The sequence below is a fragment of the Dietzia massiliensis genome, from assembly GCF_018390595.1.
Taxonomy (GTDB): domain Bacteria; phylum Actinomycetota; class Actinomycetes; order Mycobacteriales; family Mycobacteriaceae; genus Dietzia; species Dietzia massiliensis.
In genome coordinates, this window is record NZ_JAHBAV010000009.1 from 24923 (window position 1) to 39669 (window position 14747).

Genomic DNA, 14747 nt, shown 5'->3' on the forward strand with positions numbered 1-14747 from the left:
GCGGTCACTCCACCGTGAGGTAGGCGTCCCCGGCCGGGCGCGGTTCCCGCGGCGGGACCGGCTCGGCCGGGTATCCGACCGCGACCGCGCCCAGCGGCCGCCACGTGGACGGCAGGCCCAGTTCGCGGCGTGTGGTGTCGGCGGCGAAGATCGTCGAGCCCACCCAGCACGAGCCGAGACCGCGCGCGGCCAGCGCCACGAGCAGTGACTGCACGGCCGCGCCTCCGGCGACGGTGAACATCGTCTCCTCGCAGGCCGCGCGCCGGGCGTCCGGGTAGTCGTGGGCGCCGGCGGCGTCGTCGACGAACGGCACGATCAGTTCCGGGGACGTGCGCAGCAGGTCGCCGCGCGCGAGGCGGCGGGCCAGGACGTCGCCGGTGTGCCCGTCGGCACGCAGGTCGCGCTCCCAGTCCGCGCGCAGGGCGTCGAGGAGCCGGGTCCGCGCGTCGCCGGCGACGCGCACGAACCGGATCGGCGTGCTGTGGTGCGGCGCGGGCGCGGTCAGGGCGTCGGCGACGGCGTCGGCCAGGTCGTCGGCGGGGACCGGGAGGTCCGAGAACCTGCGCACCGAGCGGCGGGACGGGACGGCCTCACGCCGCCCCTGCGCCAGCGCCTCGGCGGTGCCCAGGCGGAAGAGATCGAACTCCCCGCCGCGGACCAGGTCCCGGGCCCGCCGGGGGACGTCCGCCTCGTCGTCGTCCCCCTCGTCGTCCACCAGGAGGTGGCCCACCCCGCGCACCACGGCGACGGGCCGGGCCCCGAGCTTGCCCTTGACCAGGTCGGCGGCGGACGCGATCTCGTCGGCCACCGCGACGTCGGTGACGAGCAGCTCGTTGCCCTGGCGGTCGACCGCGCCGTCGTAGCCCACCGACACTCGCAGGCCGGCGGCGCCGATCGCCATGTCGATCTGGCCGGTGCGCCAGGCGCGGCCCATCGTGTCGGTGACGACCACGGCCACGCGCGCGCCGGTCCGCTCGCGCAGCTCGCGGGCGAGGGCGGCGGCGGAGGCGTCGGGGTCCTCGGGCAGCAGCGCGAGCTCGCGGGCGTCGACGTTGGAGCCGTCGACGCCCGCGGCGGCCTGCACGATCCCCAGCCGGTTCTCGGTGATGAGCGTGCGGTTGACCCGTGCCACGACGCGCACGGATTCGGCGTCGACGAGCCGCCGCCGCAGGGCGTCGCGCTCCTCGGGGTCGGTGGGGGCGGGCACGATCCGGCCCTCGGTCTTGGACAGGACCTTGGAGGTGAGCACCACCACGTCGCCGTCGGTCAGGCCGTGCGGGTCGGCGGTGAGCGCGTCGGCGAGGATGCGCGCCAGGTCGTCGCCCGGACGGAACTCGGGCAGGCCGTCCGGCGCCCACATCGTCACGTCGGAGGGCGCGGCGTGCTCGACGCTCCAGCGGCGGATCTCGGGGACGGCGCCGTCGGTCATCGGTCGCCCCGTGCGGGGACCTCGAGCCCGGCCAGCTCGATCGCGGCGGCGAGCATGTCCGCCGTGGCGTCGGGATCGGTCATGAGCAGCGGCGCCTCGCGCACGGCCACGCCGTCGACCGCGCCGGAGCCGTCGGTGGGGCCGTCGCCGGGGGCCACGAGCCAGCCGTCGATGAGGCCCGTGCCCGAGCGGGCGCCGTAGTGGCGCGCGACCGCGGTGGCGGAGGTCTCGACGCCGATCGCGGTGAGGCACGCGTCGCCCATGCCGCGCAGCACCGCGCCGCCGATCACCGGGCTGACGCCCACGACGGGGGCCGGGGTGGAGCGCAGCGCGGCGCGCATCCCGGGCACCGCGAGGATCGCGCCGACGGAGACCACGGGGTTGGAGGGGGCGACGACGACGAGGTCGGCCGTCTCGACGGCCTCCAGCACCTCGGGTGTCGGGGAGGCGGACTCCGCGCCGATCTGGACGAAGCCGGAGGCGGGCAACTGCGCCCTGTGGCGGACCCACCACTCCTGGAAGTGGATCGCCCGCGAGCCGGTGGCGGACCCGCCCGCCTCACCCGCCCCGGCCCCGCCGTCCGCGGCCGGCGGGTCGGTCACCACGACGTGCGTCTCGCAGCGGTCGTCGGTCACGGGCAGCAGGCGCACGCCAGGGGACCAGCGGGTGCAGAGCGCCTCGGTGACGTCGGTGAGGCGGTAGCCGGCGTTCAGCATCTGGGTACGCACGAGGTGGGTGGCGAGGTCCTTGTCGCCGAGACCGAACCAGTCGGGCTGGACGCCGTACGCGGCGAGCTCGTCGCGGCAGTTCCAGGTCTCGCCGGCGTGGCCCCAGCCGCGCTCGGGATCGATGCCCCCGCCGAGGGTGTACATGCACGTGTCGAGGTCGGGACAGATGCGGACGCCGTGCATCCAGACGTCGTCGCCCACGTTGACCACCGCGTCGATGCGGTGGGGGGAGTCGGCGCGGGCGGACCCGGAGTCCAGCCCGAGCAGTCGGCGGGCGCCGAGGAGGAAACGGGCGCCACCGACGCCGCCGGCCAGAACACAGATCTTCACGGGGACGAGAGTAGTGACGGGCCCGGGGGCCGGGGGCGCGACCCCGGCGGGCCGCTGAGGCCGGACGCGCGAGGGGCTGCTGAGGCCGGACGCGCGAGGGGCTGCGGAGACCGCCGCGCGGTGAGCGGCGGAGGGTGGCGCGGCGACGTGTCCCACGCCATATCCGGGGCGGCGTGTCACCGGTCATAGCCGGAGGGGAAAATGGTAGGTCCCGTCGATTTCGCTTGACCTACGCGGCTTGCATGTGTGTAATCACAGGTGTGTCATTCCCTGGTGGGTGACGGTAAACCACGTTACGGACACCGGCCTCGCGTCGGGCCGACGGTGCCCTCACGATCGAGGCCTCTCGCGATCGCGCCGGTGACGGGCACTCCATCGCGGATCTTTCGCAGACGAACAACGCAACACGAAGGGATGACCGTGGATCGACAGTCACGCACCGTCGCGGGACCCGAGCTGGCCCTGGTCGACCTCGGTGTCCCCGGCCTGTTCGTCGAGGACGAGCAGGAGAGCTGGCAGGACCGGGCTCTGTGCGCGCAGACCGATCCCGAGGCGTTCTTCCCCGAGAAGGGCGGCTCGACCCGCGAGGCCAAGAAGATCTGCACCGGGTGCGAGGTCAAGGCGGAGTGCCTCGAGTACGCGCTGGCCAACGACGAGCGGTTCGGCATCTGGGGCGGGCTGTCCGAGCGCGAGCGGCGACGCATCAAGCGCGACGCCGTCATCTGATCCGCGGTCGCCGCGCGATCATCCCCCCGGCAGCTGCGCCGCGCGTCAGCCGATCCGCGGCCGCGCCGCGTTCAGTCCTCCTCCGGGCCCGCCTCGACCTCGTCCGGCGAGATCTCCAGGTGCTGCGAGACCAGCTCCACGAGCACGGAGTAGATGAGATCCCGCAGATCGTCGCCCTCGGGCGCGCGCCGGGTGAGCGGTTTCCGGAACAGCACCAGCCGCGCGCGGGTCGGCTGCCCCGACCGGTCCACCCCCGCGGGCACGAGGCGGGCGAGAGGGACGTCGCCGTCGGCCACGACCTCCTCGGGCCACGTCTCCCCGGGGCGGAGGCGCATCCGCGGCACCATGTCCACGGCGAGGTCGAGGTGCTCGAGGCGGGTGTGCCAGTGCTGGTCGATCTCGGCGAACGCCTCCAGTGCGGCGGCGTCGAACTCCGCCGATCGGCTGCGCCAGCGGGGCACCTCGGGCGGCAGGATCGGCCCGCGGGGCCCGTGCCCTCGGCGGTCCGCGCGACGGGACGTGACCACGCGGGGACCGCGACGCCCGGGATCGCCGGGGAAGTCGCGGACGGAGATACGGCTGCCCGCGGCGACGTCGGACTGGCCGGCGCCCGGGATCGCGGTCCCGGTGGGCGGCCGTCCGGGTACCGGGGCGGTCGGGGTCATGGCGCGATGATAACCCCGCCGGCGTCGGCCGGCTCGCACCGGTGTGGGCGGGTCGCGGCCCACCCGTGCGGCGTGCGGGGCTACGCTGGGGCCTCGTGAGTGAGAACCGTCGTTGCTGCCGCCCGGGATGTCCCAATCGTGCGGTCGCCACGCTCACCTACGTCTACGCGGACTCCACGGCCGTCATCGGGCCGCTGCCCGCGGTCCAGGAGCCGCACGCCTGGGACCTCTGCGCCGTGCACGCACTGCGCATCACCGCCCCCCGCGGGTGGGACCTGGTCCGTCATCCGGATCTCGACACCTCGGCCGAGGACTCCGATCTCACCGCCCTGCTGGACGCCGTGACCGGCGGCCCTGTCGGAGGGCGGCGGACGGGCGCGGCACTGGTCGATGCCGATCGCCTGCGCCGACTCGGGGTCTCCGATCCCGAGCCCGCGCTCGACCGCGCGTTGGCCGGCAGCGACCCGCTCCCGACCCCCGGGCCGTCGACCGGCTCAGGACGCCCCCACCTGCGGGTGGTCCCCGACATGCCCGCCGCCCGGGAGGACAAGGCCGACCGGCACGCAGGCGGCACGGGCGGGTCCGGCCCCACAGCCCGCTGACCCACCGTCCGCTGACCCACCGCCCGCAGGGTGGTCCGCCGCGGGATCGGCGCGGGTAGTGTCTCGGAAGACATCGACCGACCCCGTCTCACACCCCTGGAGCAGCACGTGGCACGTAGCGCCGAGTCCGTCCGAGCAGTCATCAAGGCCTACGACGTCCGTGGCGTCGTCGGTGAGCAGATCGACGCGGACTTCGTCCGCGAGGTCGGTGCGTCCTTCGCTCGGCTCATGCGCTCCGAGGGCGCGGACACCGTGGTGATCGGGCACGACATGCGCGACTCGTCCCCGGGCCTGTCGGCGGCGTTCGCCGACGGGGTGACCAATCAGGGGCTCGACGTGGTGATGATCGGCCTGGCCTCCACCGATCAGCTGTACTTCGCCTCGGGCCTGCTCGAGTGCCCCGGCGCCATGTTCACCGCCAGCCACAACCCCGCGAAGTACAACGGCATCAAGCTGTGCCGTGCAGGCGCCAAGCCGGTGGGGCAGGAGTCCGGGCTCCGGACGATCGCCGAGGAGGTCATCGAGGGCGTCCCCGCGCACGACGGGGAGGTCGGCACCGTCTCCGAGCGCGACGTACTCGAGGGCTACGGCGAGTACCTGCGCGGGCTGGTCGACCTGTCGGGGATCCGCACCCTCAAGGTCGCGGTGGACGCCGGCAACGGCATGGGTGGCCACACCGTGCCCGCGGTCCTGGGCGGGCTGCCGCTCGAGATCGTGCCCCTGTACTTCGAACTCGACGGGAACTTCCCCAACCACGAGGCCAACCCGCTCGAGCCCGCCAACATCGTCGACCTGCAGGCGCTGGTCCGGGAGAGCGGAGCCGACATCGGCCTGGCCTTCGACGGCGACGCGGACCGCTGCTTCGTGGTCGACGAGCGCGGCGAGCCGGTGGCCCCGTCGGCCATCACCGCCCTCGTCGCCGAGCGGGAGCTCGCCAAGGAGCCGGGCGCGTCGATCATCTACAACCTCATCACCTCCCGGGCCGTACCGGAGCTCGTCGAGGAGAAGGGCGGCGTCGCCGTCCGCACGCGGGTGGGCCACAGCTTCATCAAGGCGCAGATGGCCGACACGGGTGCCGTCTTCGGCGGCGAGCACTCCGCGCACTACTACTTCCGCGACTTCTGGGGTGCCGACTCGGGCATGCTGGCCGCCATGCACGTGTTGGCCGCCCTCGGCGGTCAGGACGGCACGCTGTCCGAGCTCATGGGCGAGTACACCCGGTACGCGGCTTCCGGGGAGATCAACTCCACGCTCGACTCGGCGGACGCGCAGACAGAGCGCATGGAGGCCGTGGTCACCGCGTTCTCCGACCGTGCGGTGTCGGTCGACCGCCTGGACGGCGTCACCGTCGATCTCGGCGACGGCGCGTGGTTCAACCTGCGCGCCTCCAACACCGAGCCGCTGCTGCGCCTCAACGCAGAGGCGCCGACCAGGGAGGACGTCGACGCCGTGGTCGACGAGGTCCTCGCGATCGTCCGTGCCTGACCTGTCGAACGACACCGGGGCCGGACGGGTCGACCTCGACGACCCCGACGCGCTACGCGCCGCGGACGCGACGGGGGCCCTGCTGCACGCGTCGATGGCCGGCGCGCAGCTCCGCGCTGTGGCCACCGCCGTCGACGGCGGGGCTCTCGACGGTCTCGCCGGCTTCCGTCCGCGCGCCGTGGTGTGGGTGTCGGGCCGGTCCGACCGCGCGCGACAGGCGGCCGACGTCGTGGCCGCCCTCGCCGGTGCGGCCGGTGGGCCCGCGGTTCCGCCGCTGGTACACGTCCGCCAACTGCCCGCCTGGGTGGGTGCACTCGACGTCGTCCTGGTCTCTGGAGACGACGCCGGCGATCCCGACCTGGCCGCGGCGATCGACGCCGCCGCCGGCCGCGGGGCCGCCGTGGTCGTTGACGTGCCCCGCGAGGGGCCGGTCTCCGAGGCGGGCCGAGGTCGGGCCGCCTGGATCGAGCCGCTGCCGTACCTGCCCCCGCACCGCGGCGTGCTGCGGCACCTCGCGGCCGGCATGGCGGTCCTCACGGCCCTCGGGGCGGGGGGACTGGACGTGGGCGCCGCCGCCGACGCGGTCGACGTCGAGCTCGAGGGGATCGGTCCCGAACTGGCGACCCCGGTCAACCCCGCCAAGCTGCTCGCTACGTCGGTCGCCGGCCGCGACCCGCTCGTGTGGATCCACGCGGACGCGGTCTCCGCGGCCTGCTGTGACCGCGCGGTCGCGGCCTTCTGCGACGCGGGACGGATCACCGCCGCCTCGTCCGTCGGGGACGCCGTGCGCGCCGGCGCCGAGCGCGCGCAGGGGCGCCCGCCGGCGGATCCGCTGGCGGACCTCTTCCACGACGAGGAGCTCGACGGGCCGCGTGAGGACGTACGCGTCCGATACCTCGGTATGGTGTTGAACGCGGACGAGGACATCGTCCGGCTGGCCGCGGGCCCGCTCGCGGACGTCGAGTGGGTCACCGACCGCGGTCGGGACACGGTCGGCGACGCCCCGGCCCCGTTGAGCGGAAAGGTGGCCGCGCACATGGCACGCACGGAGCTCTCCGCCGCCTACCTCCTCGTCGGAGGTCTGTAGGTCCGTGGTCGCACTAGAACCGGTGGTCCAGGCCTACGCCTGGGGCTCCCGGACCGCCCTCCCCGAGCTGTGCGGGACGGCTTCGCCGTCACCCCACCCCGTGGCCGAGCACTGGTTCGGTGCCCACGACTCGGGATCCTCCCTGTGTGCTGACGGGCGGGCGCTCGACGCACGCATCGCCGACGACCCCGAGAGGGAACTGGGCGCCCGCGTCCTGGCCGAGCACGGCGGCGGGCTGCCGTTCCTCGTGAAGCTGCTCTCGGCCGAGCAGGCGCTGTCCCTGCAGGCACACCCGTCACCGGAGAAGGCGCGCGAGGGTTACGCCGCGGAGGACGCCCGGGGGATCGCCGTCGACGCCGCCGACCGGAACTACCGCGACGCCAACCACAAGCCCGAGATCCTGGTCGCCCTGACCGAGTTCCACGCACTGGTGGGATTCCGCCCGGTCGAGCGGACGATCGCCCTGCTCGACGCGTTCGACGTGGACTCGCTGCGGCCCTACCGGGACATGCTCGCCGGGCAGCCCGACGCAGAGGGGCTCCGTGCGGTGTTCACGACGTTCGTCACGATGCCCCACGTCGTGCTGGCCGACGTCGTGTCCGACCTCGTGACCCGGGCCGTGTCCTACCTGGCGGTGAACGGCGTCGACGGACCGTGGTCGGCGGTCGCCACGACGGTCGCGGAGCTCGCCGAACGCTATCCGACCGACCCCGGAGTCCTGGGCGTCCTGCTGCTCAACCGGGTGGTCCTCCAGCCGGGCCAGGCCGTGTACCTGGGACCCGGCCAGCTGCACGCCTATCTGCGCGGTGTCGGGGTGGAGGTCATGGCCAACTCCGACAACGTGCTGCGTGGCGGGCTGACCCCCAAACACGTCGACGTACCCGAGTTGATGCGGGTGCTGGAGTTCGGCCCGCTCGCCGACCCCACCGTCGACGCGGTCCCCGCCGACCGCGGCATCCCCGGCGAGGTCGACTACCCCACGCCCGAACCGGACTTCGCCCTCTCGCGCATCGACCTTCCGGCCGATCGGCCCGTGACCTGGCGACCCGACGGGCCGGAGGTCCTGCTGTGCACCTCGGGCGAGGCGCGGGTCGACGAGGACGGTGTGGGGGAGGTGCTCCGGCCGGGACGCGCCGTGTGGGTGCCGGCCTCGGCGCGGCGTGTGTGTCTGCACGGTCTCGACGGGGCGACCGTGTTCCGCACCCGCGTCGGCGGCCGGTGAAGGGACCGACGCACCCAGAGGCCCTGCCGCTAGTGTGGGGCGGAGATCTTTCGAGAGTCAACGAGGAGCTGGTCGAAGAACATGTCCGCTGATCTGCAGGTTCAGTCCGTCAACGGTGTCGAGTTCAAGGTGGCGGATCTGTCGCTGGCGGAGGCGGGGCGCAAGCAGATCCGTCTGGCCGAGCACGAGATGCCCGGCCTGATGGCGTTGCGTGAGGAGTACGCGGCCGAGCAGCCCCTGGCCGGTGCGCGGATCGCGGGGTCGATCCACATGACGGTCCAGACCGCGGTGCTGATCGAGACGCTCACCGCGCTCGGTGCCGAGGTCCGCTGGGCCTCCTGCAACATCTTCTCGACCCAGGACGAGGCCGCCGCCGCCGTGGTGGTGGGGCCCGAGGGCACCCCGGAGGCGCCCCGCGGCGTGCCGGTGTTCGCGTGGAAGGGCGAGACGCTCGAGGAGTACTGGTGGTGCACCGAGCAGATCATGACGTGGCCGGGCACCGAGCCGAACATGATCCTGGACGACGGTGGTGACGCCACGATGCTCGTGATCAAGGGCAAGGAGTTCGAGCAGGCCGGCGCCGTGCCGTCCGACGACGCGTCCTGGTCGGCCGAGGAGAAGGTCTTCCACGCGCTGCTGCGCGAGTCGGTCCCCGCGAACCCGGGCAAGTACACGGCGATCGCCGAGTCGGTGAAGGGCGTGACGGAGGAGACCACCACCGGCGTGCACCGGCTGTACCACTTCCATGCCGAGGGCGTGCTGCCGTTCCCGGCGATGAACGTCAACGACGCGGTCACCAAGAGCAAGTTCGACAACAAGTACGGCACCCGTCACTCGCTGCTGGACGGCATCAACCGCGGCACCGACGCCCTGATCGGCGGCAAGAAGGCCCTGGTGTGCGGCTACGGTGACGTCGGTAAGGGCTGCGCGGAGGCGCTGGCCGGTCAGGGCGCGCGAGTGCAGGTCACCGAGATCGACCCGATCAACGCGCTGCAGGCGATGATGGACGGGTTCGACGTGGTCACCGTGGACCAGGCGATCGCCGATGCCGACATCGTCATCACGGCCACGGGCAACAAGGACATCATCACCTTCGAGCACATGAAGCGGATGAAGAACAAGGCCATTCTGGGCAACATCGGCCACTTCGACAACGAGATCGACATGGCCGGGCTCGAGTCCGCCGAGGGCGTCACCCGCATCAACATCAAGCCGCAGGTCGACGAGTTCGTCTTCGACGACGACGGCCGCTCGATCATCGTGCTCTCGGAGGGACGCCTGCTCAACCTGGGCAACGCCACCGGGCACCCGTCGTTCGTGATGTCCAACAGCTTCTCCGACCAGGTGATCGCGCAGATCGAGCTGTTCACCAAGGCCGACCAGTACCCGATCGGGGTGCACCTGCTGCCCAAGATCCTCGACGAGAAGGTCGCCCGCCTCCACGTCGAGGCGCTCGGCGGCACCCTGACCCGACTGGCCAAGGACCAGGCCGAGTACATCGGCGTGGACGTCGAGGGCCCCTTCAAGCCCGACCACTACCGCTACTGAGCGAAGCGCCTATGAGTGCACGGCTCGTGGTCGTCGAGGGGCTCGACGGCGCGGGTAAGAACACGCTGACGACCCGCCTCGTCGCCGAGCTCGACGCCCGCGGACTCTCGGTCGGCCGGCTGGCCTTCCCGCGCTACGGCACCCTCCACGCCGACCTGGCCGCCGATGCCCTGCACGGCGGCCAGGCCGGGGCGGCGGACTCGTCCCACGCGATGGCGCTGCTGTTCGCGTTGGACCGACACGCCGCGCTCGACGCCCTCGCCGGTCTCGCCGCCGCCCACGACGTCGTGCTCCTCGACCGGTACGTGGCCTCCAACGCCGCGTACACCGCCGCCCGGCTCGGGCCGGACCGTGAGGACGAGGTCATCGAGTGGATCGGCGCGCTCGAGTTCGACCGGCTCGGACTGCCGGCCCCGCATCTGCAGCTCCTCCTCGACACCCCTGTCGAGGTGGCCGCCGAGCGGGCCGGCACCCGCGAGGCCGCCGACCCGGGCCGCGCCCGGGACCGCTACGAACGCGACGCGGACCTCCAGGCGGCGACCGGGGAGGTCTACCGCCGACTCGCCGCGGCCGCGTGGCGCTCGCCCTGGCGCGTGCTCGGGACCGACCCCGCGGTGCCGGAGTTGGCCGACCTCGTCGTCGACCCCACCCCGGACCCCGCGCCGCACCCGCGACCGCGCGGGGTGGCCGGGTAATGTCGGAAGCGGCAGGAACACGACCCCCGGTGCGTACCGGCGGTCGTGCGACTGACGATGCCGACCTGACACGCCGACACAAGTGGTGACCATGACCCCCAAGATCCTCGTCGTCGACGACGACGCCGCGCTGGCAGAGATGCTCACCATCGTCCTGCGGGGCGAGGGGTTCGAGACCGAGATCGTCGGCGACGGTGTACAGGCCATCGAGACGTTCCGGGCCGTCCAGCCCGACCTGGTCCTGCTGGATCTCATGCTGCCCGGCAAGAGCGGGATCGACGTATGTCGGGAGATCCGCGCCGAGTCGCGGGTGCCGATCGTCATGCTCACCGCCAAGACCGACACCGTCGACGTGGTCCTGGGCCTCGAGTCCGGTGCGGACGACTACATCATGAAGCCGTTCAAGCCCAAGGAGCTCGTCGCCCGCATCCGCGCGCGCCTGCGCCGGGGCGAGGACGAGCCGAGCGAGATCCTGCACATCGGCGACGTCACCATCGACGTGCCCGCGCACACGGTCACCCGCGACGGCACGCCGATCCCGCTGACCCCGCTCGAGTTCGATCTCCTCGTGGAGCTGGCCCGCAAGCCCCGTCAGGTGTTCACCCGTGAGGTCCTCCTCGAGCACGTGTGGGGCTACCGCCACTCGGCCGACACCCGCCTGGTCAACGTCCACGTCCAGCGCCTGCGCGCGAAGATCGAGAAGGACCCGGAGAACCCCGAGGTCGTCCTCACCGTCCGTGGCGTCGGCTACAAGGCGGGCCCGGTCTCGTGACGACCGCTCGTCCCGACGACGCGGCGGCGTCCACCGGGGACGAGCGCGACACCCGGGACGCCGGCGACGCGAACCCGACCCTGCGCGAACGGCTGTCCTCTCTGGACCCCGCCGCGTTGGGCATTCGGATCGCGCGCATGTGGCGACGCTCCCTGCAGCTACGGGTCGTCACGTCGACCCTCGCACTGTCGATGGGCGTGATCCTCACCATCGCGTTCATGCTGCAGAGCCAGATGGCCGCCCAGCTGCTGTCGACCAAACTCGACGCCGCCATGGAGCAGGCCGGCCGACTCCGCCTCACGGTCGAGGCGCAGATCGCCGCGACCGACGAGGGCACCAGCGAACAGTCGCGGCTCGACCAGGCGCGCAGCGCCATCAGTGACCGCGGCGTCGCCTCCGGTGGAGATTCCGTCCACGCCGGGACGTTCGACCCCATCCTCGTCGTCCCCGACCAGACCGGCCGCGGTCAGGTGGTCAGTCCCGCCGAGGCGGAGGTGCCGCCCGAACTGCAGTCCCTCGTCCAGCGGGGCCGCATCGCCTACCAGTACGTCACCGTCGACTTCCGCGGCGAGCAGGCCAAGGCGCTCATGCTGGGCACCCCGACCGACTCGTCCATCCCCGGGCTCGAGCTCTACCTCGTGTACCCGCTCATCGCCGAGGAACAGACCCTCGGCATCATGCGGGGGATCGTCGCCACCGCCGGCCTGGCGATCATCGTGCTGTCCGCGGCGATCGCGTGGATCGTCGCCCGGCAGGTGGTGCTGCCCGTCCGGCAGGCGGCCTCGATCGCCCAGCGCTTCGCCAACGGCCACCTCAAGGAACGCATGGTCATCCGCGGCGAGGACGACGTGGCCCGGCTGGCGATGGCCTTCAACGACATGGCCCAGAGCCTGTCCGACCAGATCACCCAGCTCGAGGAGTTCGGCGATCTCCAGAAGCGGTTCACCTCCGACGTCTCGCACGAACTGCGCACCCCGCTCACCACGGTGCGGATGGCCGCCGACATCATCTCGGACTCGGCCGAGGACCTCGACGCCCCCACCAAGCGCGCCGTGGAGCTGCTCGAGTCCGAACTCGACCGCTTCGAGAGCCTGCTCACCGACCTGCTCGAGGTCTCGCGCCACGACGCCGGCATGGCCGAGCTGTCGACGGCCGAGATGGATGTGCGCAACGCCGTCCGCGACGCCGTGGGCACCGTCGCCCACATCGCCGAGGCCGCCGGCGTCGAGGTCGAGGTCGACATGCCCGACGAACCGGTCATGGCCGAGGTCGACTCCAGGCGCGTCGAGCGGATCCTGCGCAACCTCGTGGCCAACGCGCTGGACCACTGCGAGTCCAAGCCGGTGCGCGTCACTCTCCGCGGCTCCGACGCCGCCCTCGCCGTCTCCGTCCGCGACCACGGCGTCGGGCTCAAACCAGGCGAGGAGACACGCGTGTTCAACCGGTTCTGGCGCGCCGACCCCTCCCGGGTGCGCCGCTCCGGCGGCACCGGCCTCGGACTGGCGATCGCCCTCGAGGACGCCAAACTGCACGGCGGCCGCCTGGACTGCTGGGGGAGCCCGGGTGAGGGATCGTGCTTCCGGCTCACCATCCCGCGCTGCCGCGGCGGCACGCTCACCTCGAGCCCGCTGCCCCTCACCCCCGAGGACGAGGCGCGCCTCGTGACCACCGGCTCGCCGACCCCACTCGAGCGGGTCCCCGGAACGGGGGAGGACACACCGTGACCCGGCCCCGGCTCCTGACGGTCGCCGTGACGCTGGCCTGCGCCACCGGGCTGGCCGCCACCGGTTGCGCCACGCTGCCCTCGTCGTCGTCGCCCCAGGTCATCGACACGTTCGCGCCGGAGGGCGACGAGCCGGCGGTCCCCACACCGGTGCCCGACCAGGAACCGGACCTCCTGGTCCGGGACTTCCTCAAGGCGGCGGCCATCGCCGACCAGCGACACGCCGCAGCGCGCCAGTTCCTCACCCCCGAGGCCGCGGAGACCTGGGACGACCTGGCCGAGACGATCATCGTCCTGCGCGCCGACCTCAGCGCCGAGGGCGGCCGCTCGGCCGACCGCGCCGAGTACACGCTGCGCGCGGAGAAGGTCGGCTCCCTCGACCCCGGCGGCATCTTCCGCGAGGACGTCGGCCAGCTCGAGGTCACCATCGGGCTCACCCGCACCGACGGACAGTGGCGGATCGACGAACTCCCCCCGGGCGTGGTGATCGAGAAGGCCGAGTTCTTCTCCACCTACGCCCAGCGCGACCTGTTCTTCCTCTCCGGCTCCGGCGACGCCCTCGTCCCGGACCCCCGGTGGACGGCCGCCGACCGCACCGACCTCGAGTACTCCCTCGTCAACCTCCTCGCCACCGGGCCGCGCCCCGGCCTCACCGACTCCGTCCTGTCCCGCGTCCCCGCCTCCGTGTCCGTCCGCCCGGGCGAGGGTGACAACGCCGACGTCCCCGGCACCACCATCGACTTCGCCGGACTGCCGGTGCTCAGCAGCCAGGCCACCACCCAGTTCGCCGCGCAGGTCGTGTGGACCCTCGCGCGCGCCGACGTCCCCGGGCCGTACCGACTCGAACGCGACGGCGCGCCACTCGACGAGCGGTACGCGAACGGATGGACCACCGAGGACGTCCGCGACTTCGACCCCTACCCGCCGGCCGAGCCCATGCGCTACGCCCTCACCGCAGCGGACGGCCTGGTCCGGCTCGAACCGGGCGGCGCCCGCCCGGCCGGCGGGCCGTGGTCCGAGGTCCGCGGGGGCAGCAGCGCCGCGGTGTCCTACGACGGGCGCGTCCTCGCGATGGTGGTCGGCGACGAGGCGGCGGGGACCAGCCGGCTCCTCGTGGGACCGATCGACGGCGAGCCCACCGAGGTCCTCACCGCGCGGAGCGTCGCCGGACCCACGTTCCACCCGGTCGACGGCCGGGCGTGGGTGATGGTCGACGACACGCGCCTCGTCCGCATCGGGATGGGGCGCGGCGGCCCCGACGTCCGGGAGATGGAGGCCGGCCCGATCCGGTCCCTCGGCGGCCGGGTCACCGCCCTGCGCATCGACCAGTCCGGCACCCAGATGGCCGTGGTCGCCGACGGCAAGGTGTTCATCGGCTCACTGTCCGCCGAGACGGGGCAGCCGCTCGCCGGCACCTTCCGGCAGGTCGGCCGCGCACTCGGGGAGACCGCCACGTCCGTGGCGTGGCGTGACCGCTCGACGATCGTCGTGGCGCGCGACACCACCGAGGCGCCCGTCGCGACCGTCTCCGTCGACGGGGCCATCGCGGAGCCGCTGTCCCAGCGCAACATCTCCGGACCGGTGACCGCCGTGGCCGCGGCCGGACGCGAGATCTACGTGGTGGACCGGCGCTCCCTGCTGCGCCTCGACACCGGCGCCCAGACCGGGGACAGGTACTGGCGGGAGATCCCCGGACTGGCCGCGATCCGCGCCGACCCGGTGGTCGCGGGCTGAC

General features: G+C 73.1%; 13 protein-coding genes. 10 read left to right on the forward strand and 3 right to left on the reverse strand.

Translation table 11 applies throughout. The features are described 5' to 3' along the window. Positions 1-4: 4 nt before the first annotated feature. Together KHA85_RS03975 and cofD are read right to left on the reverse strand one after the other, a co-directional pair. Positions 5-1429, reverse strand: coding sequence for a coenzyme F420-0:L-glutamate ligase (locus KHA85_RS03975; RefSeq protein WP_213184868.1), 1425 nt, complete (start codon positions 1427-1429; stop codon positions 5-7). Beyond that, on the reverse strand, positions 1426-2487 hold the full coding sequence (gene cofD / locus KHA85_RS03980; RefSeq protein ID WP_213184869.1) for a 2-phospho-L-lactate transferase: 1062 nt from the start codon (positions 2485-2487) through the stop codon (positions 1426-1428). The genes KHA85_RS03975 and cofD overlap by 4 nt, the downstream gene beginning before the upstream one ends. Before the next feature lie 414 nt (positions 2488-2901). Here cofD and KHA85_RS03985 point away from each other — a divergent pair, with 414 nt between their 5' ends. After that, complete coding sequence (locus KHA85_RS03985; RefSeq protein WP_007627711.1) at positions 2902-3213, forward strand: WhiB family transcriptional regulator; 312 nt, start codon at positions 2902-2904, stop codon at positions 3211-3213. A gap of 71 nt (positions 3214-3284) precedes the next feature. Here the strand turns inward: KHA85_RS03985 and KHA85_RS03990 are convergent, their stop codons facing one another. Next, positions 3285-3788, reverse strand: coding sequence for a metallopeptidase family protein (locus KHA85_RS03990; protein ID WP_063974227.1), 504 nt, complete (start codon positions 3786-3788; stop codon positions 3285-3287). Between the two features lie 185 nt (positions 3789-3973). Between KHA85_RS03990 and KHA85_RS03995 the strand changes: the two genes are divergently transcribed. The 9 genes from KHA85_RS03995 (at position 3974) to KHA85_RS04035 (ending at position 14746) form a co-directional block, all read left to right on the forward strand. Continuing rightward, the gene (locus KHA85_RS03995; protein WP_213184870.1) at positions 3974-4480 is read left to right on the forward strand and encodes a DUF3499 domain-containing protein; all 507 of its coding nucleotides are present in this window, start codon (positions 3974-3976) and stop codon (positions 4478-4480) included. Positions 4481-4588: 108 nt separating this feature from the next. Continuing rightward, complete coding sequence (locus KHA85_RS04000) at positions 4589-5965, forward strand: phosphomannomutase/phosphoglucomutase (RefSeq protein ID WP_213184871.1); 1377 nt, start codon at positions 4589-4591, stop codon at positions 5963-5965. Continuing rightward, complete coding sequence (locus KHA85_RS04005) at positions 5958-7052, forward strand: hypothetical protein (protein ID WP_213184872.1); 1095 nt, start codon at positions 5958-5960, stop codon at positions 7050-7052. Before KHA85_RS04000 ends, KHA85_RS04005 begins: the two co-directional genes overlap by 8 nt. Positions 7053-7056: 4 nt before the next feature. Beyond that, entirely contained in the window at positions 7057-8274 is a 1218-nt protein-coding gene (manA, locus tag KHA85_RS04010) for a mannose-6-phosphate isomerase, class I (RefSeq protein WP_213184873.1), read from the forward strand. A gap of 81 nt (positions 8275-8355) precedes the next feature. Then, positions 8356-9822, forward strand: coding sequence for an adenosylhomocysteinase (ahcY, locus tag KHA85_RS04015; protein ID WP_061228044.1), 1467 nt, complete (start codon positions 8356-8358; stop codon positions 9820-9822). Positions 9823-9833: 11 nt separating this feature from the next. Next, positions 9834-10517, forward strand: a complete 684-nt coding sequence (locus KHA85_RS04020) for a dTMP kinase (RefSeq protein WP_213184874.1) — start codon at positions 9834-9836, stop codon at positions 10515-10517. A 91-nt stretch (positions 10518-10608) separates the two neighbouring features. Further along, positions 10609-11289, forward strand: coding sequence for an MtrAB system response regulator MtrA (mtrA, locus tag KHA85_RS04025; RefSeq protein WP_063974228.1), 681 nt, complete (start codon positions 10609-10611; stop codon positions 11287-11289). Then, positions 11286-13013, forward strand: a complete 1728-nt coding sequence (mtrB, locus tag KHA85_RS04030; protein WP_213184875.1) for an MtrAB system histidine kinase MtrB — start codon at positions 11286-11288, stop codon at positions 13011-13013. Before mtrA ends, mtrB begins: the two co-directional genes overlap by 4 nt. After that, complete coding sequence (locus KHA85_RS04035; protein WP_063974197.1) at positions 13010-14746, forward strand: LpqB family beta-propeller domain-containing protein; 1737 nt, start codon at positions 13010-13012, stop codon at positions 14744-14746. Before mtrB ends, KHA85_RS04035 begins: the two co-directional genes overlap by 4 nt. The last annotated feature ends 1 nt before the right edge of the window (position 14747 follow it).

What these genes read in the sequence shown, in the direction of transcription:
- KHA85_RS03975 (WP_213184868.1), bottom strand. Translation starts at nt 1,429, where the DNA reads ATGACCGACGGCGCCGTCCCCGAGATCCGCCGCTGGAGCGTCGAGCAC.
- KHA85_RS03985 (WP_007627711.1), top strand. Translation starts at nt 2,902, where the DNA reads ATGACCGTGGATCGACAGTCACGCACCGTCGCGGGACCCGAGCTGGCC.
- ahcY (WP_061228044.1), top strand. Translation starts at nt 8,356, where the DNA reads ATGTCCGCTGATCTGCAGGTTCAGTCCGTCAACGGTGTCGAGTTCAAG.
- KHA85_RS04020 (WP_213184874.1), top strand. Translation starts at nt 9,834, where the DNA reads ATGAGTGCACGGCTCGTGGTCGTCGAGGGGCTCGACGGCGCGGGTAAG.
- mtrA (WP_063974228.1), top strand. Translation starts at nt 10,609, where the DNA reads ATGACCCCCAAGATCCTCGTCGTCGACGACGACGCCGCGCTGGCAGAG.